General features: G+C 68.8%; 22 protein-coding genes and 1 pseudogene. 13 read left to right on the forward strand and 10 right to left on the reverse strand.

Annotation, left to right across the window (positions count from 1 at the left end; genetic code table 11):
• Nucleotide 1: 1 nt before the first annotated feature.
• Nucleotides 2–1,411, reverse strand: a complete 1,410-nt coding sequence (locus BLT27_RS02705; protein ID WP_175526353.1) for a sodium/calcium exchanger protein — start codon at nucleotides 1,409–1,411, stop codon at nucleotides 2–4.
• Nucleotides 1,412–1,566: 155 nt separating this feature from the next.
• On the opposite strand from BLT27_RS02705, the gene BLT27_RS02710 reads away from it, so the two are divergent.
• The 6 genes from BLT27_RS02710 to BLT27_RS02735 all read left to right on the forward strand — a co-directional run bounded on the left by BLT27_RS02710 (nucleotide 1,567) and on the right by BLT27_RS02735 (nucleotide 6,832).
• Nucleotides 1,567–2,403 carry a universal stress protein gene (locus BLT27_RS02710; protein ID WP_089731488.1) on the forward strand — a complete coding sequence of 279 codons (837 nt, stop codon included), beginning with the start codon at nucleotides 1,567–1,569 and terminating at the stop codon, nucleotides 2,401–2,403.
• A 90-nt stretch (nucleotides 2,404–2,493) separates the two neighbouring features.
• The gene (locus BLT27_RS02715; protein WP_089731489.1) at nucleotides 2,494–3,309 is read left to right on the forward strand and encodes a shikimate dehydrogenase; all 816 of its coding nucleotides are present in this window, start codon (nucleotides 2,494–2,496) and stop codon (nucleotides 3,307–3,309) included.
• 35 nt (nucleotides 3,310–3,344) lie between these two features.
• Nucleotides 3,345–3,764, forward strand: a complete 420-nt coding sequence (locus tag BLT27_RS02720) for a helix-hairpin-helix domain-containing protein (protein ID WP_089731490.1) — start codon at nucleotides 3,345–3,347, stop codon at nucleotides 3,762–3,764.
• A gap of 41 nt (nucleotides 3,765–3,805) precedes the next feature.
• Nucleotides 3,806–5,308 (forward strand): aminodeoxychorismate synthase, component I, encoded by a 1,503-nt coding sequence (pabB, locus tag BLT27_RS02725; protein WP_089731491.1) that lies wholly within the window; start codon nucleotides 3,806–3,808, stop codon nucleotides 5,306–5,308.
• Nucleotides 5,301–5,924 carry an anthranilate synthase component II gene (locus BLT27_RS02730; RefSeq protein ID WP_089731492.1) on the forward strand — a complete coding sequence of 208 codons (624 nt, stop codon included), beginning with the start codon at nucleotides 5,301–5,303 and terminating at the stop codon, nucleotides 5,922–5,924. Before pabB ends, BLT27_RS02730 begins: the two co-directional genes overlap by 8 nt.
• Entirely contained in the window at nucleotides 5,909–6,832 is a 924-nt protein-coding gene (locus BLT27_RS02735) for an aminotransferase class IV (protein WP_089731493.1), read from the forward strand. Before BLT27_RS02730 ends, BLT27_RS02735 begins: the two co-directional genes overlap by 16 nt.
• Nucleotides 6,833–6,938: 106 nt before the next feature.
• Here BLT27_RS02735 and BLT27_RS02740 read toward each other — a convergent pair whose 3' ends face one another.
• Complete coding sequence (locus tag BLT27_RS02740; RefSeq protein ID WP_089731494.1) at nucleotides 6,939–7,994, reverse strand: saccharopine dehydrogenase family protein; 1,056 nt, start codon at nucleotides 7,992–7,994, stop codon at nucleotides 6,939–6,941.
• An 81-nt stretch (nucleotides 7,995–8,075) separates the two neighbouring features.
• Between BLT27_RS02740 and BLT27_RS02745 the strand changes: the two genes are divergently transcribed.
• Nucleotides 8,076–8,495, forward strand: a complete 420-nt coding sequence (locus BLT27_RS02745) for a Rieske (2Fe-2S) protein (RefSeq protein WP_089731495.1) — start codon at nucleotides 8,076–8,078, stop codon at nucleotides 8,493–8,495.
• 149 nt (nucleotides 8,496–8,644) lie between these two features.
• Here the strand turns inward: BLT27_RS02745 and BLT27_RS02750 are convergent, their stop codons facing one another.
• Nucleotides 8,645–8,935, reverse strand: coding sequence for a transcriptional regulator (locus BLT27_RS02750; protein WP_089731496.1), 291 nt, complete (start codon nucleotides 8,933–8,935; stop codon nucleotides 8,645–8,647).
• Between the two features lie 96 nt (nucleotides 8,936–9,031).
• Between BLT27_RS02750 and BLT27_RS02755 the strand changes: the two genes are divergently transcribed.
• A complete protein-coding gene (locus tag BLT27_RS02755; RefSeq protein WP_089731497.1) occupies nucleotides 9,032–10,000 on the forward strand; it encodes a nucleotidyltransferase family protein in 969 nt (322 codons plus the stop codon).
• A gap of 95 nt (nucleotides 10,001–10,095) precedes the next feature.
• Here BLT27_RS02755 and BLT27_RS02760 read toward each other — a convergent pair whose 3' ends face one another.
• From BLT27_RS02760 to BLT27_RS02780, 5 genes are all read right to left on the reverse strand, one after another.
• Complete coding sequence (locus BLT27_RS02760; protein WP_089731498.1) at nucleotides 10,096–10,818, reverse strand: diphthine--ammonia ligase; 723 nt, start codon at nucleotides 10,816–10,818, stop codon at nucleotides 10,096–10,098.
• A gap of 31 nt (nucleotides 10,819–10,849) precedes the next feature.
• The gene (locus tag BLT27_RS02765; RefSeq protein ID WP_089731499.1) at nucleotides 10,850–12,010 is read right to left on the reverse strand and encodes a DUF373 family protein; all 1,161 of its coding nucleotides are present in this window, start codon (nucleotides 12,008–12,010) and stop codon (nucleotides 10,850–10,852) included.
• A gap of 42 nt (nucleotides 12,011–12,052) precedes the next feature.
• Nucleotides 12,053–13,045: a signal peptide peptidase SppA gene (gene sppA / locus BLT27_RS02770; RefSeq protein ID WP_089731500.1), complete on the reverse strand. Its 993-nt coding sequence runs from the start codon at nucleotides 13,043–13,045 to the stop codon at nucleotides 12,053–12,055.
• Nucleotides 13,046–13,220: 175 nt separating this feature from the next.
• Complete coding sequence (locus tag BLT27_RS02775) at nucleotides 13,221–14,111, reverse strand: coiled-coil protein (protein WP_089731501.1); 891 nt, start codon at nucleotides 14,109–14,111, stop codon at nucleotides 13,221–13,223.
• Nucleotides 14,112–14,359: 248 nt separating this feature from the next.
• Nucleotides 14,360–16,249 carry a glycoside hydrolase family 2 protein gene (locus BLT27_RS02780; protein WP_175526354.1) on the reverse strand — a complete coding sequence of 630 codons (1,890 nt, stop codon included), beginning with the start codon at nucleotides 16,247–16,249 and terminating at the stop codon, nucleotides 14,360–14,362.
• A 218-nt stretch (nucleotides 16,250–16,467) separates the two neighbouring features.
• Here BLT27_RS02780 and BLT27_RS19595 point away from each other — a divergent pair, with 218 nt between their 5' ends.
• Together BLT27_RS19595 and BLT27_RS02785 are read left to right on the forward strand one after the other, a co-directional pair.
• Nucleotides 16,468–16,620, forward strand: coding sequence for a hypothetical protein (locus BLT27_RS19595; RefSeq protein ID WP_175526355.1), 153 nt, complete (start codon nucleotides 16,468–16,470; stop codon nucleotides 16,618–16,620).
• 25 nt (nucleotides 16,621–16,645) lie between these two features.
• Nucleotides 16,646–17,059, forward strand: a complete 414-nt coding sequence (locus BLT27_RS02785; RefSeq protein WP_089731503.1) for a DUF371 domain-containing protein — start codon at nucleotides 16,646–16,648, stop codon at nucleotides 17,057–17,059.
• Nucleotide 17,060: 1 nt separating this feature from the next.
• Here BLT27_RS02785 and BLT27_RS20475 read toward each other — a convergent pair whose 3' ends face one another.
• Nucleotides 17,061–17,306, reverse strand: coding sequence for a hypothetical protein (locus BLT27_RS20475; protein WP_368086019.1), 246 nt, complete (start codon nucleotides 17,304–17,306; stop codon nucleotides 17,061–17,063).
• Between BLT27_RS20475 and BLT27_RS20480 the strand changes: the two genes are divergently transcribed.
• Both BLT27_RS20480 and BLT27_RS02795 read left to right on the forward strand, forming a co-directional pair.
• Nucleotides 17,299–17,643 (forward strand): hypothetical protein, encoded by a 345-nt coding sequence (locus BLT27_RS20480; RefSeq protein ID WP_368086020.1) that lies wholly within the window; start codon nucleotides 17,299–17,301, stop codon nucleotides 17,641–17,643. The two genes, BLT27_RS20475 and BLT27_RS20480, sit on opposite strands and share 8 nt — an antisense overlap.
• 99 nt (nucleotides 17,644–17,742) lie before the next feature.
• Nucleotides 17,743–18,555: an endonuclease III domain-containing protein gene (locus tag BLT27_RS02795; protein WP_089731504.1), complete on the forward strand. Its 813-nt coding sequence runs from the start codon at nucleotides 17,743–17,745 to the stop codon at nucleotides 18,553–18,555.
• Nucleotides 18,556–18,675: 120 nt separating this feature from the next.
• On the opposite strand, the gene BLT27_RS19600 is transcribed toward BLT27_RS02795, so the two are convergent.
• Nucleotides 18,676–19,278, reverse strand: coding sequence for a hypothetical protein (locus BLT27_RS19600; protein WP_175526356.1), 603 nt, complete (start codon nucleotides 19,276–19,278; stop codon nucleotides 18,676–18,678).
• Nucleotides 19,279–19,521: 243 nt separating this feature from the next.
• Between BLT27_RS19600 and BLT27_RS02805 the strand changes: the two are divergent.
• Nucleotides 19,522–19,784, forward strand: a pseudogene (locus tag BLT27_RS02805) (IS5/IS1182 family transposase); the annotation flags it as partial.

Here is a 19,784-nt window from a genome sequence, read left to right on the forward strand (position 1 = left end):
GTCAGTCCGAGTGCTCGGCCGGGGACGTGCCGGTCACGGACTCCCGGGCGGTTGCCGCCGTCGTCCGGAAGATGTCGACGAGCGCCTCGCGCCGCCGGTAGAACAGGACGGCCGAGATTGCGACGTACAGCACCGTGTAGGCGTGGAGCATGAAGATGCTGAACTCCTCCGCCCCGCTCTGGCTCATCGTCACGATGGCACCGAACTCGATGGCCACCTGCGAGGCGAACAGCAGGAGCAGTACCACCGCCTCACGCACCGAGATGTCGAAGTTCGTGATGATGGCGATGGCGAAGAGGCTCTGGGCCGCCGTAATCCAGATCTCCGCGGTCTGTTTCTCGTCGAACGGGAGCGTGCCGACGCTACCGAGCGCGAGGCTGTAGACGACCGCGAGCGTCCCGATGAGCAGCGTCCACTGGTTGAGCTTCGAGGAGATGAGCGCGTTGAAGCCCGCCGTCGACCGCGCCTTGTTGACGAGGTAGGCGACGACGATGAGCTCCGGGCTCTCCGATGCCAGGGGGGCGAGCCACTGGATCATGAAGAACTCGGGGATGCCCAGCGAGAGCCCGATCTCCTCCAGCCCGTGTGCGAAGGGATGGACGGCAGTGTAGATCATCAGGCCGGAGTAGAGGAACAACGTGATAGAGGAGAGCGTCCGGTAGGCGAAGGGCAGTTGCTGCAGGTACGCCGGGACACCGACCTGCTCCTCGTGTTCGTCGACGTCACCGCGGATGATGATCGCGATGTAGGCGATGTAGATGCCGACGAGGACGAGCGTGTCCGCGATTCCGATGCCGCCGTTCAGCGGGACGAAGAACGCGACGAGGGTCGCCGCGAGCAGGAAGACTATCTCCAGTCCGAGGTCGCGGTCGAGCCTGACGTGGTTCGCGAGGAACCCGTCCTCCTCCTGGACGGCCGGGTCACTGGCGCTCCCGGCGCGGTAGACCGTGAACAGGGCGATACCGGCCCAGCCCAGCCCGATGAGGATGCGGTTCGCGCCGGTCATGTTCGCCACGGCGAGGTTGGCGTCGTGACAGGCAGCCGCGACGGTCCCGTCGTCGGCGGTCTCTATCTGTTGGGTCGTGAAGTCCGCACACGCCTGGGCCGTCGCGCCGCCGTCACCGGCGCCGAAGGCGTACAGGGCGTCGACCGCGTACTCCGGTGCGACGGCGAGCACCGCCAGCACCGCGATTGCGAACGCACGGGGAACGTCCTTCTCGGCGGTCTCGGCACCCCATGCGAGCATGAACGAGGCACCGAGTACGGAGAGTCCACTCACCGCGACTGTTCCGATATGAGAGAGTCCCACGGCCTCCGGGCCCCCGAGCAGCACCACTCCGACCCACGGAACGGTGAGCAGGGCGGCGAAGACAAGGGCGGCCAGCGGGTGCTGGATCCGGTCCTTCAACATACCTCAACGGTTCACTATGGCGTAGGTAACGCTTGTGGTTTCAGGAGCAAGACGTGCTGGCAGCCGTTTCCACACCCCACGGTGGACAGCCGCCCCAACGACGGGACGGCGACGCATCACTTTTGTACCGAGTCTTCGAATCCACGACCAGAGACATGTTCGAGCGACTTCTCATCGCGGTCGACGGTAGCGACTGTGCGACACGGGCCGCCCGTGTGGGCGTGGCAGTAGCCGCGAAGTACGGCGGGACGGTCGACGCCGTCGCCGCGGCTCACGACGAACTCGACGAGGACGACGCCCAGCGCGTTCTCGCCGACGTCGAAGCCATCGGGGAGGAGGCCGGTGTCACGGTCGAGTCCCGCGTCGTGACCGGCCGACCAGCCCGGTCCGTCGTCTCCCTCGCCGACGAGGTGGACGCGGGCGCCATCGTGGTCGGCCGCCACGGCCACTCGGGCTTCCGCGAGCGGCTCCTCGGGAGCACCACCGAGCGCGTGCTCCGCAACACCGACCGCCACGTCCTGACCGTCCCGGCCGGCGACGAGCCGGCCGACGACTACACCGACGTCCTCCTCCCGACCGACGGGAGCGAGGACGCCGCCGCAGCCGCCGCCCCGGCGATCGACCTCGCCAGCACCTACGGCGCGACGCTGCACGTCCTCGGCGTCGTCGACGTGGTCCGCGAGTCCGGGCCGTTCAGCGCCGGCGGGGTCGACCAGGCGTACGTCGACCGGCTCCTCGACGCGGAGCGCGAGGGCGTCGACGCGCTCGCCGACGACTGTGCCGACCGTGCCGGTGGCGACCTGGCGACGGAGCGCGCGGCCGTGACGGGGACCCCGAGCGAATCTATCGTGGAGTACGTCGCGGAGGAGGGTGTCGACATCGTCGTCATGAGTTCCAGCGGCCAGTCGAGCCTGACCGGGCAGCTGCTCGGGAGCACGACCGACCGCGTGCTGCGCACCGTCGACGAGCCCGTCCTCGTCGTCCATCCCTGAGCCAGGCGGCGACGGCCACCGACCGGCACCGGCACGCGAACACTGCCACCCCCGGACGACTTTTCACGCACGGCCGCCTCGCCTCCAGCCATGCAGGTGTTCGGACTCGTCGGCAACCCCGTCGGCCACTCGCTGTCGCCGCCGATGCACGAGGCGGCGTACGAGACCCGCGATATCGACGCCCGGTACGTCACCTTCGAGCCCGCGGCGGCGGACCTCCCGGCTGCCATCGACGGCGCCCGGGCGCTCGGCGTCAGCGGACTGAACGTCACCGTCCCGTACAAGGAACGCGTCTTCGACCTCGTCGCGGTCGACGACCTCGCCGCACGCATCGGCGCGGTCAACACCGTCGACTTCGGCGGCGACGAGCCGACCGGTCACAACACCGACGCGGCCGGTGCCCGTCGCGCCCTGGAGGCACAGGGCGACGCAGCCCTCGACGGTGCCGAGGCCGTCGTCGTCGGCGCGGGCGGTGCCGGCCGTGCCGTCGCCCACGGACTCGCCGACGCGGGCGCGACCGTCGCCATCGCGAACCGAACCGAGGAGCGGGCCGTGGACCTCGCCGCCGACGTCCCGAGTGCGACAGGGCACGGACTGGATGCGCTCCCGGGCCTGCTCGGCGACGCCACCGTCCTCGTGAACGCGACCAGCGTCGGCATGGAGACCGACGAGACACCGGTCCCCGCCGATGCGCTCCACGCCGACCTCGTCGTCCTCGATGCGGTCTACGCGCCACTCCAGACGAGACTCCTTCGCGACGCCGCCGCCGTCGGTGCGACGACGGTCGACGGCGCGTGGATGCTGCTGTATCAGGGAGCGGAGGCGTTCGAGCTGTGGACGGGACGGGCGGCACCCGTTGCGGCCATGGACGACGCCCTGCGGACACACCTCCGAGACGACAGGTAGCGGGTTTAAGTGGCACCGACAGCTACGTACCGCCAATGGCACTGCTCAAGAAGTTGAAGTCGCTCTTCGGACTCGACGACGGGTCACAGTCGGAGTCCTCCCGTGACGTCGGCGTCACGGTCGAGAAGGAACGGCAGGCCGGAGCGACGGCCGAGGGCGACGACGGCGGTTCGACCGCGGAGCACACGACCGACGAGCCGACGGACGAGGCGGCCGACGAGACGACCGAACCGGAGCCCGAAACCGACGAGACGACCGAACCGGACGAGGAGGAGTCCGACCCCGTGCAGGAGATCAAGGGCATCGGCCCCGCGTACGCCGACCGCCTCGGCGCCGTCGGCATCGAGACCATCGCCGACCTCGCCGACGCCGACCCGGAGCACGTCGCCGCGGAGACCGACATCTCGGAGACCCGTGTCACCGAGTGGGTCAAGCGCGCGAAGGCCCGCAGCTGAGGACCGGAAGACGATTAGTCGGCCGCTGCTATCCTCCTCTCATGACCACGCCCCACGTCGTGACGGACCGGGAATCGTTCGTCGCGACTGCCGCCGACGCGCCCGCCGACGCGCGGGTCCCCGTCGAGGCGACCGTCACCGTGGCAGATCCGTTCGACGCCTACCGACGGGCACGGACGGGCGAGTGGGACGCCTACCTCGAGACCACCGGCGGTCAGTCCGGCTGGGGTCACCTCGCGGTCGACCCGGTCGACCGGCTCACCGTCGCGCCCGACGCCCGCTCGCTCGACGGTCCGTCGCCGTCTCTCGACGCGCTCGACGGCCTGCTCGCCGGTGAGTCGCTGCGACGCGGCGACTGCGACGTGCCGTACCCGTGCGGGGCCATCGGCTGGCTCTCCTACGACATCGCCCGCGAACTCGAATCGTTGCCTGGAGACGCCGCCGACGACCGGGGGCTGCCACGGCTCCAGGTCGGGGTCTACGACCGGCTGGCCACCTGGCGCGAACCGCGGGAAGACGGGGAAACGACGCTCCACATCACGGCCTGCCCCCGGGTCGGTAACGACCCTGAAGCCGCCTTCGAGCGCGGCCGCGAGCGAGCGTTCGACCTCGCACGCCGCGCGACCGAAGGCAACCCGACGGTCCCGGAGCCGCCGGTAGAAGCGGACCGCGTGACCTTCGAGAGCGACTGCGGCCAGCGCGCCTACGCCGACCGCGTCAGGGCCGTCCAGCGCTACGTCCACGATGGCGACACGTTCCAGGCGAACATCTCCCAGCGACTCGTCGCACCGGCGGCCGTCCATCCGGTCCGCGCCTACGGCGCACTCCGGCGCGTGAACCCGGCCCCCTACTCCGGACTCCTCGAGTTCCCGGGCCTCGACCTCGTCAGCGCGAGCCCCGAACTGCTCCTGGAGCGCGACGGCGATGCCGTCCGGACCGAACCCATCGCCGGCACCAGACCGCGCGGTGCGACCGACGACGAGGACGCCGGCCTGGAAGCCGACCTGACGGCCGACGAGAAGGAGCGCGCCGAGCACGCGATGCTGGTCGACCTCGAACGGAACGACCTCGGCAAGGTGTGTCGCTACGGCAGCGTCGACGTCGCCGAGTACCGTCGAGTCGACCGCTACGCCGAGGTGATGCACCTCGTCTCGAACGTCGTCGGCGAGCTCCGGCCGGATGCGTCGCTCGCCGACGCCGTCGCGGCGGTCTTCCCCGGCGGCACCATCACCGGCGCCCCGAAGCCGCGGACCATGGCCATCATCGACGAGCTCGAACCGACCCGCCGCGGGCCGTACACCGGCAGTATCGGCCTGTTCGGCTTCGACGGCCGCGCGACGCTCAACATCGTCATCCGGACGCTCGTCCGTCACGGCGACGAGTACCACCTGCGGGTCGGTGCCGGCGTCGTCCACGACTCCGTCCCCCAGCGAGAGTACGCCGAGACGCTTGCCAAGGCCAGGGCGCTCGTGACCGCCGTCGACGACGCGCTCGGTGACAGGGCGGCCATGACCGTCGCCGACCAGGAGGTGGCCGATGACTGAGGTGCTCGTCGTCGATAACTACGACTCCTTCGCGTACAACCTCGTCCAGTACGTCGGCGAGCTCGCGGACGACGTGGTCGTGCGCCGGAACGACGCCATCGACGTGGCCGACATTCGGGAGCGCGACCCGGACGGCATCGTCGTCTCGCCGGGTCCTGGGACGCCAGCCGGGGCGGGCGTCTCCGTCCCCATCTTCGCCGAACTCACGTACCCGACACTCGGCGTCTGTCTCGGCCATCAGGCGCTCTGTGCGGCCAACGGCGCGCCGGTGGTGAACGCGCCCGAGGTCGTCCACGGGAAGCCGTCCATCGTCCGACACGACGGCGCCGGTATCTTCGCCGAGCTGCCCGAGCGCATCCGGGTCGGGCGGTACCACTCGCTCGCGGTCGAGCGTGACGACCTGCCCGACGAGTTGGTCGAGACTGCGGCAACGGACGACGAGCGGAACGTACCGATGGCGGTCCGTCACCGTGACCGACCACACGTCGGCGTGCAGTTCCACCCGGAGAGCATCCTCACCGGTGCAGCGACCGAACGCGAGACGGGGCAGGCGCTCTCGCTCCGGATCGGGAAACAGCTCGTTGCCAACTTCCTCGACACATGCAGTACCACGTAGACGGTGACCTCGTCCCGGCCGAATCGGCGACCGTGAGCGTCCGCGACCGCGGCTTCCAGTACGGCGACGCCGCGTTCGAGACGATGCGGGCCTACGGCGGCTCGGTCTTCGAGCTGGACGCACACCTCGACCGGTTGGCCGCGACCTGCGACGAGCTCTCGCTGGACCACGGGCTGACCGACGACGACCTGCGCGGGCGCATCGAGGAGACGCTCGCCGTGAACGACCTCGGCGACGCCTACGTCAAGCTCTCCGTGACCCGCGGCAGCCAGCCCGGGACCCTGACCGCGAGCCCCGAGGTGGACCCGACGGTGGTCGTCGTCGTGAAGCCGCTGCCGCGAGGTGGGGTCGGGAGCGAGTCGGTCTGGGACGCCCCGGCGGTCCTCCAGACCGCGAAGACGCGCAAACCGCCGTCGAACACGCTCCCGCCGGCTGCGAAGACCCACAACTACCTCAACGGCATCCTCGCACGGAACGAACTCGTCGACGAGTCGGACGAGGCGCTGCTCCGGGACAGCGACGGGTTCGTCGCGGAGGGCGCGGCGAGCAACCTGTTCTTCGTGGACGACAGCGGTCTGCACACGCCGACGGCGGAGCTGCCGCTGCTCCCGGGTATCACGCGCTCGGTCGTGATCGAGCTCGCACGGGAGGAGAGCATCCCGGTGCTCCAGGGCCGGTACGAGCCGAGCGAGGTCCGCGAGGCCGACGAGGTGTTCCTCACGAACACCACCTGGGAACTGCGGCCGGTCGCCACCGTCGACGGCATCGACATCGGGGGCGGGCCGGTGACGGCGCTGTTACGGCGGCGGTTCGACGCGCTGGTCGAGCGCCGCCACTACGGCGGTGAACGGCTGCCTACCGACGCGGGGAGAGACGGTGAGCACTCGGGCGACGCCGCTCCCGAGTAGGGCGAACAGGCGACGCGGTCGCTCGCGCGGCGGGTCGTCACACACCCGCCTCGGCCGCCGCGCGTCGAGTGGTCAGAACACGCTGCCCCTGGCCCCGGCTTCGGACTTAAACGCCGCCAACGTCGGTTCGCTCGACACCCGACACCTCGAGGACGAGGTCGGCACCGTACGCCGTCGAGGGCGTCTGGAATCCGGCCGGCGCGTCGCCACCGAGTGCACGTCTCGCGGTGAGCAGTGCCGTGTCGCGGGTCAAGGCGTACGGGTTCGGTGTCCGGAGTCGCGAGACGACACGGTCCGCCCCGTCGGTCGCTTCGCCCCAGAGCTCGCCCGACCCCTCCTCGAGCTGTTGCTCGTCGGGGCCGTCGATGCGACGGTCGATTAGCCACGTGAGCAGCTTCTGGACCGGTGCGGAGGACAGGAGCGGGAGGAGTCTGCGGAACCGGCGGAGCCGGGCGACCGTCTTCGGGTGGGTCTCGGAGTAGACCGTCACGTTCGGGATGCCGGTCGAGTGGTAGGCGGTCACCACGTCGCCCCAGGGGATCGCCATCGCGGTGCGGTCGCCGTAGCTGAACGGTATCTCGCGGTCGTCGTGGGCGGTCGGCACCCGGACCAGCTCGCCGTCGCGGCGGACCACACCGTCCTCGCCGATGTTCTCGACCATCGTCTTCGCCGTCCCGCAGGAGGTACCGCCCAGGCCGCCGAGGGCGAGCGAGAGTACCGTCGCGGACGGAAGGCGGTCGTGGAGGTGGGCCGCGAGACAGTCCGAGGGAACCACGTCGAAGCCGACGCCGGGCAGGAGCATCACGCCGGACTCGGTCGCGCGGTCGTCGTGTTCGGCGACGTCGCGGAACACCTGCCACTCGCCGGTGATGTCGAGGTAGTGCGTGCCCGTCGTCAGACAGGCCTCGACGAACGGTTCGGCGGTGTGGACGAACGGCCCGGCGCAGTTCAACACCACGTCGACCCCCTCCAGGTAGTCCGCGACGGTCGCGGGGTCCTCGGTCGTGAAGACGCGTCCGCGGCAGTCGAGCGCCGCGGCCTGTTCCTCGACTGCCTCGCGCGACCGCCCGGCGAGGATCGGGTCCAGCCCGCCCGCGACCGCCTGCTCCGCGACGAGCGTGCCGGTGTAGCCGTACGAGCCGTAGACGAGGAGTTCGCTCATAGCTAGCACGCCGGGGGCCGAGAGCATAAAGGTCGGCAGAGACCGTGGCGTTCAAAGCGTCCGCGCCGGTACGGCAGTGCGATGGACGAAACACGCTGCATCGCACCGATCGAGGATGTCCCCACCGAGTCGACCCTCCTGTTCACCGTCCGGAACAGGGAGGGCGAGGAGCGGGAAGCCATCCTCCACCGCCGCGACGACGGCATCGTCGCCTGGCTCAACTACTGCCAGCACCTCACCCACATCAAGCTCGACAAGGGGTCGGGTGCACCGATGCGGGACGACGAACTCATCTGCGCGAACCACGGTGCGATGTTCGAATCTGACACGGGCCAGTGTACGTACGGACCGTGCGAGGGTGCATACCTCAACGCACTCGACATCGCCGTCGCCGACGGGACGGTGTACCTCGACGAGGACGGACACGAGTTCGTCGGCCTCGGCGGCGTCGAGGCGGACGGGCCCGCCGACCTGACCTCGACCTCGAACGTCGAGTTCTGACCGGGCTATCCGCCGGTGTCCGTCGGTCGTCCCCGGCCACAAGAATCTTTACTCGTACTCCACACTGTGTGGGTGCGGTCGTGGTCTCGACCTTTCGAACTCCCCCCTTTCCCCCCTTTCGAACCGCACCACCAGACCCGACAGCCGCACTACCGGACGGTGAACGTCGGTTCCGCGACGGCCTCGCTCTTGCACTCGGGGCAGCGCGACGGTCGGTTGAGCAGGTCGTCGAAGTCGGTGAACCCGCAGTCGCGACACTCCGGCGGGGCGACGAGCAGCTGTTCGTCGGTCGGGCCGAGCGACTGCGAGATGTGCTCGACGTGCCGGAGTGCCGCGCCGGCGGTCACGTCGAACTCCGTCGCCAGAACGCTCGGCGTGGCTGCCTCCGTACGGAGCCTGTCGGTGATGCGCTGTCGCGTCGTCTCGTCTGCTTCACGCATACCGGCCATTCGGACCTGCCTCGATAAACGTCTTTTCGGGCGAACCTCTCACAGAGAAAGACAAAGGACTTACTACCGGCTGCAGAAGCCGGGGGTATGAAAGCAGTCGTCCTTGCTGGCGGGTACGCGACGCGTCTCTGGCCGATCACGAAACATCGACCGAAGATGTTCCTCCCGGTCGGTGACTCGACCGTCATCGACCAGATCTTCGAGGAGCTCGAACGGGACGACCGCGTGGACGAGGTGTTCGTCAGCACGAACGAGCGCTTCGCCGGTGAGTTCGAGACACACCTCGAGGAGAGCGCGTTCGAGAAGCCGACGCTCTCGGTCGAGGACACCACCGAGGAGGACGAGAAGTTCGGCGTCATCGGCGCGCTCGCCCAGCTCGTCGACCGCGAGGGCGTCGACGACGACCTGCTGGTCATCGCCGGTGACAACCTCATCAGTTTCGACGTGAGCGAGTTCGTCGACTTCTTCGAGGCGAAGGCGGCCCCGACAATCGCCGCCTACGACGTCGGCTCGAAGGAACGGGCGAAGTCCTACGGTCTCGTCGACCTCGAGGACGACCGCGTCGTCGACTTCCAGGAGAAACCCGACGACCCCAAGAGCACGCTCGTCTCCATCGCCTGCTACGGCTTCACCGCCGAGTCCGTCGGCCTGTTGGATGAGTACCTCACCGGCGACAACAACCCGGACGAGCCGGGCTGGTTCGTCCAGTGGCTCCAGAACCGCCAGCCCACCTACGCGTTCACGTTCGAGGGCGCGTGGTTCGACATCGGCACGCCCGAGTCATACCTCGACGCCGTCGCCTGGTACCTCGACGGCGAGAACCACATCGCCGACTCCGCGGCGCTCTCCGACACCACCCTCGGCGAGAACGTCCACGTGATGGGCGACGCCGAACTCGTCGACAGCCACGTCGACAACTCCGTCGTCTTCCCCGACGCGACCATCGTCGAATCCGACATCCGCAACTCCATCATCGACGAGGAGACCCACCTCGACAACCTGGACCTCGCCGGCGCGCTCATCGGTGCGCACACGAAGATCACGAACGGTCACTGAATTCGACGACGGGAGACGGTTGCCGGGTCTATTGCTCCGCGCGTCCGTGTACAGCGAAACCCAGTCGAACAGACAGTACTGCCGACCGGCGTGAGCTACCTCAGCCGCGCGTCCGTAACCTCGATGTAGCCCCTCGTCCCCTCCCACACCGTCTCGTACTCAAGTTCGATGGCGCGCTCCATGTGCGGCGCGTCGGTCACGAACGTCTCGAACTCGCCCCCCTCGCCGAGGACGTGGACGCCGTGCTCGTCGTTCAGTTCCTGTAACTCGGCGAACGCCTCGGCGTCGAGCGTGCGCCCGAGCCAGGACTCGTCGAGGCCGCCCGCGGCGACCTGCAGGATGGTGATCTCGAAGCCCGCATCGAGCATCGCCTCGGCGAGTTCGACGGGGTCCTCCTGCCAGAGCGGCGCGAACACCTCGCAGCCGAGCCGGTCGGCCATCGCCTGGATGCGCGAGGTCTGGAACTCGCTCTCGACGGCTCCGGCGGTGACGCCGGCGAGCCCGCCGTCGAGGTCGGCCGCGAGGTCGGTCAGCGCCGCCTCGAGCGGTTCGAGCTCGGTGTCGCCCTGTTCGCCGGCGTCCTCGGCGCTGGCGGCGTCGAAGTCGTCGGGCGAGACGTTCACGTGTTCGAGGCCGATGCTCTCGGCGGCCAGCGCGGTGAGCTCGGTCGCCGGGACGTGGTACATGTACGAGTCACCCTCGGGGTGGACCGTCAGGAGGTGCGAGACCGGCAGGCCCTCCGCCAGCGCCCGGTAGAGCGCCCAGGAGGAGTCCTTCCCGCCGGAGAACAGCCCCACCCACGAACCGGTGTCGGTCATACCTGCCGTAGCGGCCGGGTGGGTAAACCAGCTACGAACCGTGTTCGAGCTCGGCCTCCGCTTCGGCCTCGTCGACGGCGTTGGACGACAGCACCGAGGCGACGCGGACGCCGACCAGTGCGAGCAGGACGGCCACGATGACGAACGCGGCGAGGCGCTCGCCGGCGTTGAGGACGAACGGGCCCAGCGAGCTCGCACCGACGGTCACCTCGGGCACCCGCACGGGGCCGATGAACGCCGCGCGCTCGAGGAAGTACGCCGCGAACCCGCGGACGACCAGCCCGACAGAGACGAGGAGGAAGGGGATGTTGACGGTCGCCCGTGGCACCTCCTCGGAGCCGATGGCCTCGTCGAGCAGGCGGCCGACGCTCGCGGTGACGCCCGCCATCGCCAGCCACGGAACGGCGTCGAAGACGAACTGCATCGCCGGGATGACGACGCCCTCCGCGTCGTTCAGGTTCGAGACTCCGAGCGCACCGACGAACAGGCCGACCATCGTCAGGCCGGCCGCGACGACGTAGGTGACGACGGAGACGTTCCCGGAGTAGAGGGCGGTCTGGGTCCGCTGAGCGGCGTCCTTCATCACGTCGTCGACGCCGAACCCCTTGTACAGCAGGAACAGGCCGACGACGGCGGTGATGGTCGCCGCACCGACCGCCGGCCCTCGCCAGAGCGCGAGCACCGGGAACGCGACCAGCGCGACGCCCAGCGGCACGAGCACGGTCTGTCTGAGCTCCTCGTCGGCGAGGAACTGCTTCAGCAGGTAGTACGTCGACTCGAGGTCCCGGGCCTGCCTGACGACGACGCGGTCGACGCTGTCCACGCGGAGTCGGGACTCGACGACCGGGACGAGCCGTTCGTCCTCCGCGCTGTCGATGACGACGACCGCGGAGTCGATGTCGTGGGCCTCCAGCAGTTCGTCGAGCTGTTGCCCGACGGCGCGGTCGGCACCGACCACGGAGTCGCTCGCCCCCGAGACGACCGCCACGATGGCCTCCTCGTCGGCGTCGCGGAGGTCCCGGGCCACGCGGAGGGTCTCCAGCAGCGTGTTGACGCTGGAATCTTCGGGGTCGGCGAGCCCCACGTCGGTGACCAGCGACCGAACGGCCTCCCAGCCGACGACCGGCGTCTTCAGCCCCGTCTTCCGTCCGATGTCGTCGGTACGGTCGACGCAGACGACCAGGGTAGCCACTACGTGTAGCGACACACGACGGGAATAAAAATCTGCCTCCCGCTACAGCCGCAGTTCCACCTCGTCGTCGCGGCCGAGGACGCTCGCGACGCCGGCTCCGGCGGCGTACGCGACCCGCGTGGCACCGAGCATCGTCCGCGCCCGCAGCCGTCGCTGCGGCCGGAACTCCTCGGTGCGGACCGACTCGCCGAGCAGTGACTCGACCCGGGCCTCCACGTCGTCTCGCGTCCCGAGGTCGTCCACGAGCCCGAGCTCGGCCGCCTCCTCGCCGAGGTAGACCCGCGCCTCGGTGTCGCGGACGGTCTCGTCGTCCAGCCCGCGCCCCTCGGCGACCACGTCGACGAACTCGTCGTACCAGCTGTCGACGAGGTTCTGGAGGTACTCGCGGTCGTCCTCGGTGAACTCCTCGAACGGCGAGCCGGCGTTCTTGTACTCGCCGGCGGTCAGCTCGTTGTACGAGACGCCGACCCGGTCGCCCAGCTCCCGGAGGTTCAGGTTGCCCAGTCGGACGCCGATGCTCCCGACCAGCGTGCCGTCGCGCGCCCACAGCTCGTCGCAGCCGCTCGCGATCCAGTAGCCACCGCTGGCACAGAGGTCGTTCGTGTAGGCCACGGTCGGCCCGTCGAAGCGCTCCGCGGCCAGCCGGATGTCGTCGCTCGGCACCACCTCGCCGCCGGGGGTGTTCAGCTTCACGAGCAGCGCCTCGACCGCACCGTCGTCGTCCGCGCGGTCGATCTGTTCGACGACCTCGTCGGCCATCGCACCCGTCGGCGGGCTCACCAGCGAGCCGCCGCCGTCGCGGGTGATCGGCCCCTCCACCGCGACCTCCGCGACGTTGTACGCCGGGAACGCGTTCCGGGCGAACCGCCCCGACAGGACCGCGAACAGCATCGTGGTCGCCAGCGTCAGCAGCACTTCGACGGTCCCGAAGGCGGTGCCGGGGAGTCGTCTGAACAGGAACAGGCCCACCAGCACCCCGAACACCGTTCCGAGGACCGTCACGACGAGCCGCCCGAGCCGCGTCGGTGCGTTCATGCACCCACCTTGGGCCAATCGGGACAAAGCCGTTGTGCCGAGAGCCGTCCCCTGACTGGGTGCGAGAGTACACCGCCTGTCTCCGACGCGTCGCTCGAACCGGAGGCGAGCCAGCGCTGCGGCTACGGACCCGGAAAATAACGCGAAAGTAGACCGCAGAACTACCGGACCGGAATCAGAGACGACCCGCCTTCTGCAGCTTCATCAGGTCCTCGGTGTCGAGGGTCTCGCCCTCCTTGAAGCGCTGGTAGATCTCCTCGGCCTCTTCCTCGGCCTCCTTGCGCTTCTGGTCGCGGCTGGACTGCTTCTCCTCTTCCTCCTGCTTGTCCAGCTCGCGCAGGCGCTTCTGGACGCGGACGAAGTCCTCGTGGTGGCGGTCGGCCGCTTCCTGGGCATCGACGAACTTCTCGTGCATCTCGTCGGCCTCGTCACGGATGTCGTCGGCCTCGCGGTAGGCCTCGATCATCTGGTTGTGGTGTTCCTGGGCCTTGTCCGCGAGCTCCGTGACCTTCTGGTGGTGGGTCGACGCCTCGGAACGGACCTCCTCGGCCTCCTCGACGAGCCCGTCGAGGTCGTCGTTCTGGCCCACCTTCTCCTTGCGCGACTGGTACTCCTCGCGCTTGGACTCGATCTTCTCGATGAGCTCCTTCTCCTCCTCGGAGGAGAGCACCTCGGTCTGCTGCTTGAACTCGAGGTCCTCGATCTCGGACTCGAGCTGCTCGAGGTCCTTGCCGTCGTCGAGCTCGAGGTCGGACTTCATCTCCTCGACCTTGTCGAAGAGCTCGTTGGCCTCGGCGTTCAGCTCGTTGCGCTTCTGCTTGTGCTCCTGAACCAGCTCGTTGAGCTCGTCGCGCTTCTCGCGGTGCTCCTGTGCTTCGTCGACCTTCTCGCGAGTCTTCGCGTTGAGGTCGTCGCGCTCGGAAGCGCGCTCAGAAGCCATCTGGTTGAGGTCGTTACGTCGGTCCCGAAGCTGCCCTGCGAGCTTGATTAGCTGTCCTTTGGATTTGTTCTGCAGGTCGTCTTCGGTGAGTTCTACGTTCTTGGATGTCTCTATCGATTCTGCCATGGTTGTATTCGTACCTCGATTCCGTCCCGCGCCGGAGGGTAGGCATCGCTGTCGACTGCTGACGTCGCGGTGATAAGGTTCCGTGTCATTCTGGTCGGCGTGCGATGCTACCGGAACACCGGCGGCGTTCTGGTATCAACTACTACCACCTTGGGTAATTTAAATCTGCCGGTTGCGAGAACTGCGGAAATCGAGAGACGTGACGGGGGACACCCGTGTAAAGGACTAGCAAACCACCTGTTCGGAGGTTATAAACCGTATCGATTCACTACTGCCGTAGTTCCCGTTTCGAGCGACAGCTCCAGCGCCGTCGCGTCGGCGGGCACCGACACCTCGCCGGCGGCGACGTTCTCGAACGGCGGGGCCGTGACCGACGACGACCCACCGGCATCGGAGTCACCCTCCTGTCGGCCATCGAAGGTCCAGCGAACCGTGCCCTGGACCGCCGCTGGCGCGTCGTTGAGCAGCCTGGCCTCCACCCGGCTCCCGGGGGTGGGTACCTCGCGAAGCACCGGCACGACGGGCCGCAGCGAGGTCGCCAGCGCGTCGTACGCCGGCTTGGACTCCCCGTCCACGTCCAGCACACCCATCCCGCCGCCGGCCCCGGCGTCTCTGAGGCAGAAGCCCGCGAGTACGTCCGCACCCTGGAGACGGAGCGTCTCAGCCACGCGCTTGAGAGTCCGGGCCTGGGTCGCCTGCGAGGCAACCGGGTCGGCGCTCCCCACGACGTCGTCGTGAATCTCGCGGTCGAGCCCCGGCGGTTCCGCGCCGGACTCCGTCAGCGACCCCGCACCGAACTCGGTGACGACCCGCGTCAGCGCCGGCACGGTCGCACAGAGCCAGTCCACCGCGGCGGCGTCACCGAACGTCCAGCCCGGGTAGAGGTGGGCGGCGTCCGGCTCCGTACCGGGCTGCCCGCACACCGGGAACACCGGGCGGTCGGCGGGGAGTGCGTCGGCGATGCGCTCGGCCGACGCTCGTGCGTCAGTGCCCGTGCCGACCCGCCGCCGGAAACGCAGCCTGTCCATCCGCCCGCCGCGCAGCCGTGAGCCGAACGGCGTCTCCGGGTCGTCGTGGACGCCGAACAGCGCGACGGACGGGTGGTGGTCGACCGTGCTCGCGACCGCCCGCGCGACCGTCCGTCCACGTTCCGGATCCACGCGTACGTCGCCGGAGAGCGGGCAGTCCTGCCAGACGAGTACGCCGGCCTCGTCAGCGGCCTCGTACAGCTCCGGTCGGGCGACGTGGGCGTGCAGTCGGGCGAGCGTGAAGCCGGCCTCGTCGACGTGCTCGAAGTTCGCCAGCGGGTCGTCGCTCGGGAGCAGGTTCACCCCGCGCGCCCGGACCCGCTTGCCGTTCACGCGGAGGCCGTCGTCGGCGCTGTACTCGACCGTCCGGAGCGCCGTCGTCGTCGTTATCTCGTGGTCCCGGAACTTCGCGCGGACGACGTACCGGTGCTGGTCGCCGTGGTTCCGCGGCCACCACAGCGACGGCTCGCGCAGCGTCAACGTCCGCGTCACCGTGATTCGGTCGCCCGGGCCGGCTTCGACCTGTTCGCGCTCCATCGCGCCGCCCCCGCGGAACCCCTCCGGCCGAAGCGACAGCGTCACCGGCTCGGCGACCGGCTCCGCCGCGTCGACCGACACCGCCACGTCGATGGCTCCGCCGTCGTCCGTGAGCCGTGGGTTCACCACGAGGTCCCGCAGGAACGCCGGCGGCCGGAGCCTGAGGTGGACGCCCCACCAGATGCCTGGCACCGCGAGCGCCTCGCGCACGTGGTCGGTCTCGTACACCCCGCCGAACCCGTCTTCCGGCCGGTGGCACTCCACGACCAGCTCGTTCTCCGCCGCCGGCTCGAACTCGAGCCTGGCGGGCGCGAAGTACTCCCGGTGCGTCCCGAGCAGTTCGCCGTTCAGCCACACCCGTGAGTGGCCGTACAGGCCCCGGAACTCGAGGAGGGCTCGCTGCGCCGGCGTCGACCGCGGGTCCGCGAACCGGAGGCGATAGGCCACTGCGCCCGCGCCCGCGAAGCGCTCGGGTCGCCCCGGCACCGACACCGGCTCCCACGACTGCACCGCGGGTGGGCCACCCCCGACCGTGTCGTCGAGAATGCGACCGCCCTCCCACTGACTCGTCATACGGGCGCAATCACCGACCGCTACGACGAAAGGTCTTCGGCCGGTTCGGCCGAGTCGCGGCGCTCCGGCTGGCCCTGGCCCGGCTCCGTCCGACGACGGTCCGGTCCGAGAGCGAACCTGAACGACACCGACCCCGCCCCCGTCGGCCATCCGTTTCACTTTCACTTTCACCGCGCGGTTGGCTGCGGTTCATATGGGATGCGGACACAGTACCGTGTATGCTCGACCAGCTCACGGCCGCCTGCGAAGGCTGCGACCGCCCGCTCGACGGCGACCAGTTGATGCTCACCATGCGGACCGACGCGGGAACCCGTCGCGCCTACGAGTGCGGCTGCGGCGCTGTCACCGTCACCGTCGTTCGCGAGGATTAAGGCCACCCGTCGGATACGGCGGCGCATGAGAGAAGTCATCCGCGCCCGCGGCCACGAGAACGTCACCGCCGAGCACGCCAGCACGTTCGAGGTGACGACCGACGACTACCTCACCCCGGCGGGCGACTGCATCCTCGCCGTCGACGCCGACCGCGCCCCCGCGGACTTCGACGACGAGTTCGTGGCGGCTTGCCGCGAGCCCGGCGCGACCATCACCTGCACCCTCCGGGCCGACGGCCACGAGGAGACCGCCGTTGGCGTCGGCCACCCCGACCTCGCGTTCGACAGCGAGCGCAGCATGGTCGGACGCACCTCCGACTACGTCGACGAGCGCACGGTCATGCTCGCGAGCAGCATCTCGGCCGCGGGGTTCGACCGCGACCTCGTCGCCGCGCTGGCCGACGGTGCCGACGTGACCGTGACGCTGGCCGTGGAGTGACTCACGTCCCGGGGAGGATGTCCCCCAGCGCCGCGCCGATGGCCATCGGCACCCAGGCCACGGCGACCGCAGCGAGTGCGAGTGTGGGCTCACTCCACGAGACGCGCCCCCACACAGTCATCGACGCGACCGCGAACAGGAACGAGCCGCCGAGCACGCCGACGAGTCGTCGGGGGACCACCCCGAAGAACGCCTGCGTGACCCGCACGTCCTGAATGTTGCTCACGTAGAGGATGCCGATGACCATGACGACGGTGAAGGCGAACGTCCCCGCGACCGAGAGCGGGTGCGTCGCGATGTACGCCCCGACCTCTGCCGTCCCCCCCTTCGACGAGCATGGGGATGCCAAAGAGGGCGCTGCCGAGCAGCACCTCGGCGAGGTCGCCGCGCCCGAACCCCTTCACGACGCGCCCGAACACGCCCACCGGCTCGACCGCGGCGGCGGTCCGCATCGCCGACGCGACCCGCTCCTGTTCCTCCGGGTCGTCCACCGTCGCCGCGAGCGCCTCCAGTTCGTCGTACAGGTCGCCCATGCCCGGCGGTTCGTCCCCGCCGTCTCTCTCCGCCACCGGCTGCGCGTCTGACTCGTTCATATCCGCTCCCTGACGAGGCAGCCCCGTAACAGCGTCGCCGTCGGCACCGCGGGCGAACCGTACTTGGGCGCGTCGTCCCAACTGGCACCCATGAGCGACGACGACCTGGAACCCGCCGAGAACATCTCCGGTGGCGACGACGGCGGCGGCATCGCCGCCGAGTTCGCCCCCGACGAGGCCGCGACCCGCGCCGAGGCCGTCGTCGACCGCCTCGGCGAGCGGTACTGGCAGAAGACCTACGGCGGGAAGGACGGCTTCGAGTGCCTCGTGCGCACCATCCTCAGCCAGAACACCAGCGACGTGGCGAGCCAGCCCGCCCACGACGACCTGCTGGCCCGGTACGGCCCCGTCGCGGACCTCGCCGCCAATCTCGCCGACGCCGACCACGACGAACTCGCCGAGACCATCTCCGCGGCCGGCCTCTACAACCAGAAGTCGGAGGTCATCCGCGACGCCGCCGCGTGGGTGCTCTCCGAGTTCGGCTCGACCGGGGCCTTCGACGAGTTCGTCGCCGAGGGCGACCCCGGCGAGGTTCGCGAGACGCTGCTGTCGGTCTCCGGCGTCGGCCCGAAGACGGCGGACTGCGTGCTCCTGTTCGCTGGCGGGCAGGGCGGCGTCTTCCCGGTCGACACGCACGTCCACCGCATCGCGCGTCGGATGGGCCTCGCGCCCGCCGACGCCGACCACGAAGAGGTCCGGGAGGCGCTGGAGGCCGCGGTGCCCGCCGAGAAGTGCGGCTTCGGTCACACGGCGATGATACAGTTCGGCCGCGAGTACTGCTCGGCACGCAAGCCGGCGTGTCTGGACGACCCCGAGGCCTGCCCGCTCGCCGACCAGTGCGACCAGGTCGGCGTCTACCCGGAGACGGGCGAACTCGTGGACCCAGCGGACGCGGCCGAGTGACCGCCAGGGAGGAACCGAATATAGCACGTCCAGTCCGATACGGTCCCAGGCCGCACAGGTGATGGTGCTCTTCTCAGCTATAACTGAGCGTATTACCCGATACGTTAGGGGTGCTGCAGATCACCGCCGCTCCGAGAGCCACGAAGCCACGACGAGGAGACCGACCATCATCGCAGCGGCTACGGCCACGACCGGTTTGAGACGTTCGCGCCAGATCTCCTCGTTCTTCGCCTTCACCGTCGCGTTCTGATACTGATACGCCTCGACGTCCCGGTTCGCGTAGTCGATCTGGATCGGGACGAACTCCCGGTCCCAAACCTCCGTCTCGCCGTCGACCGTCCCTTCGAACTCGACCTGGTCCGCGATTCTGGACTCGTTGTGAACCCAGCCAGTGAACAGTCGGACCTCTCCGGCGACAATAAACTCGGGTTCCTCGTTCAGTGGAATGAAGATTGTACTGGTGTTCTCCGCCATCGGGACGCGCGCAGAGTGTGACCGTGAATGAGTTTCGAACGTCGTCACCCTAATGTTCGGGACATACTGCCGCCGTGCCTCATTTCGGACAGTGATACGAAGACCGAGGGTCTCTTCATCGTCGACCGTCTCATGGGCAACCACGACGTCCTCAATTTGTGGGAGGGGGACGCCGTTCGGGTCGGACGAGTTCACCGTGAGATTGAAACGTATCTCTTTGTGATCGCCAAACGTACCTATCTTGATCACGTGGTTTGTTCGTCTAGCGGAGAGATATCGAGAGATATTATACTCCTGTCTCACTGTTCCACCGACGGGGACCTCCGGAAAGGTATCTTCAACCCCTAGGTACCCCATCGAAATACTCAGTGCTGTGAATCTCGGTGGGGTCCCAGTGTTGTTGGCAACAACAACCAGACGGCTCTATTGAATCCACGGACGGCGTAGGGACGAGCCGTCAGAACGTTGGAAGTGAAGCGGGAGAGTACAGTTGTGCAAAAGGTCCTCTTCCGCTTCGTTAAACAAGCTGTCTCGATAGCACGAAAACTTACTGATGCTGCGCTAATGCAGATCAGCCATCCAGCCGGCAACGGGGTTGCCGGCTGGAAGCACGCCGTCCTGCACTTTCTCCGGCTTCACATGGACGCAACGCTCCAAGAAGTCCTCGACTGGGCCGAGGAGATGGAGCGGGTACGAGCCGCGCTCGTTCTCGAGCGCGGCGAGTTCCCCGGCCCATCCGCGCTCTGCAAGTCGTT

The organism is Haloarchaeobius iranensis (genome assembly GCF_900103505.1).
Taxonomy (GTDB): Archaea; Halobacteriota; Halobacteria; order Halobacteriales; family Natrialbaceae; genus Haloarchaeobius; species Haloarchaeobius iranensis.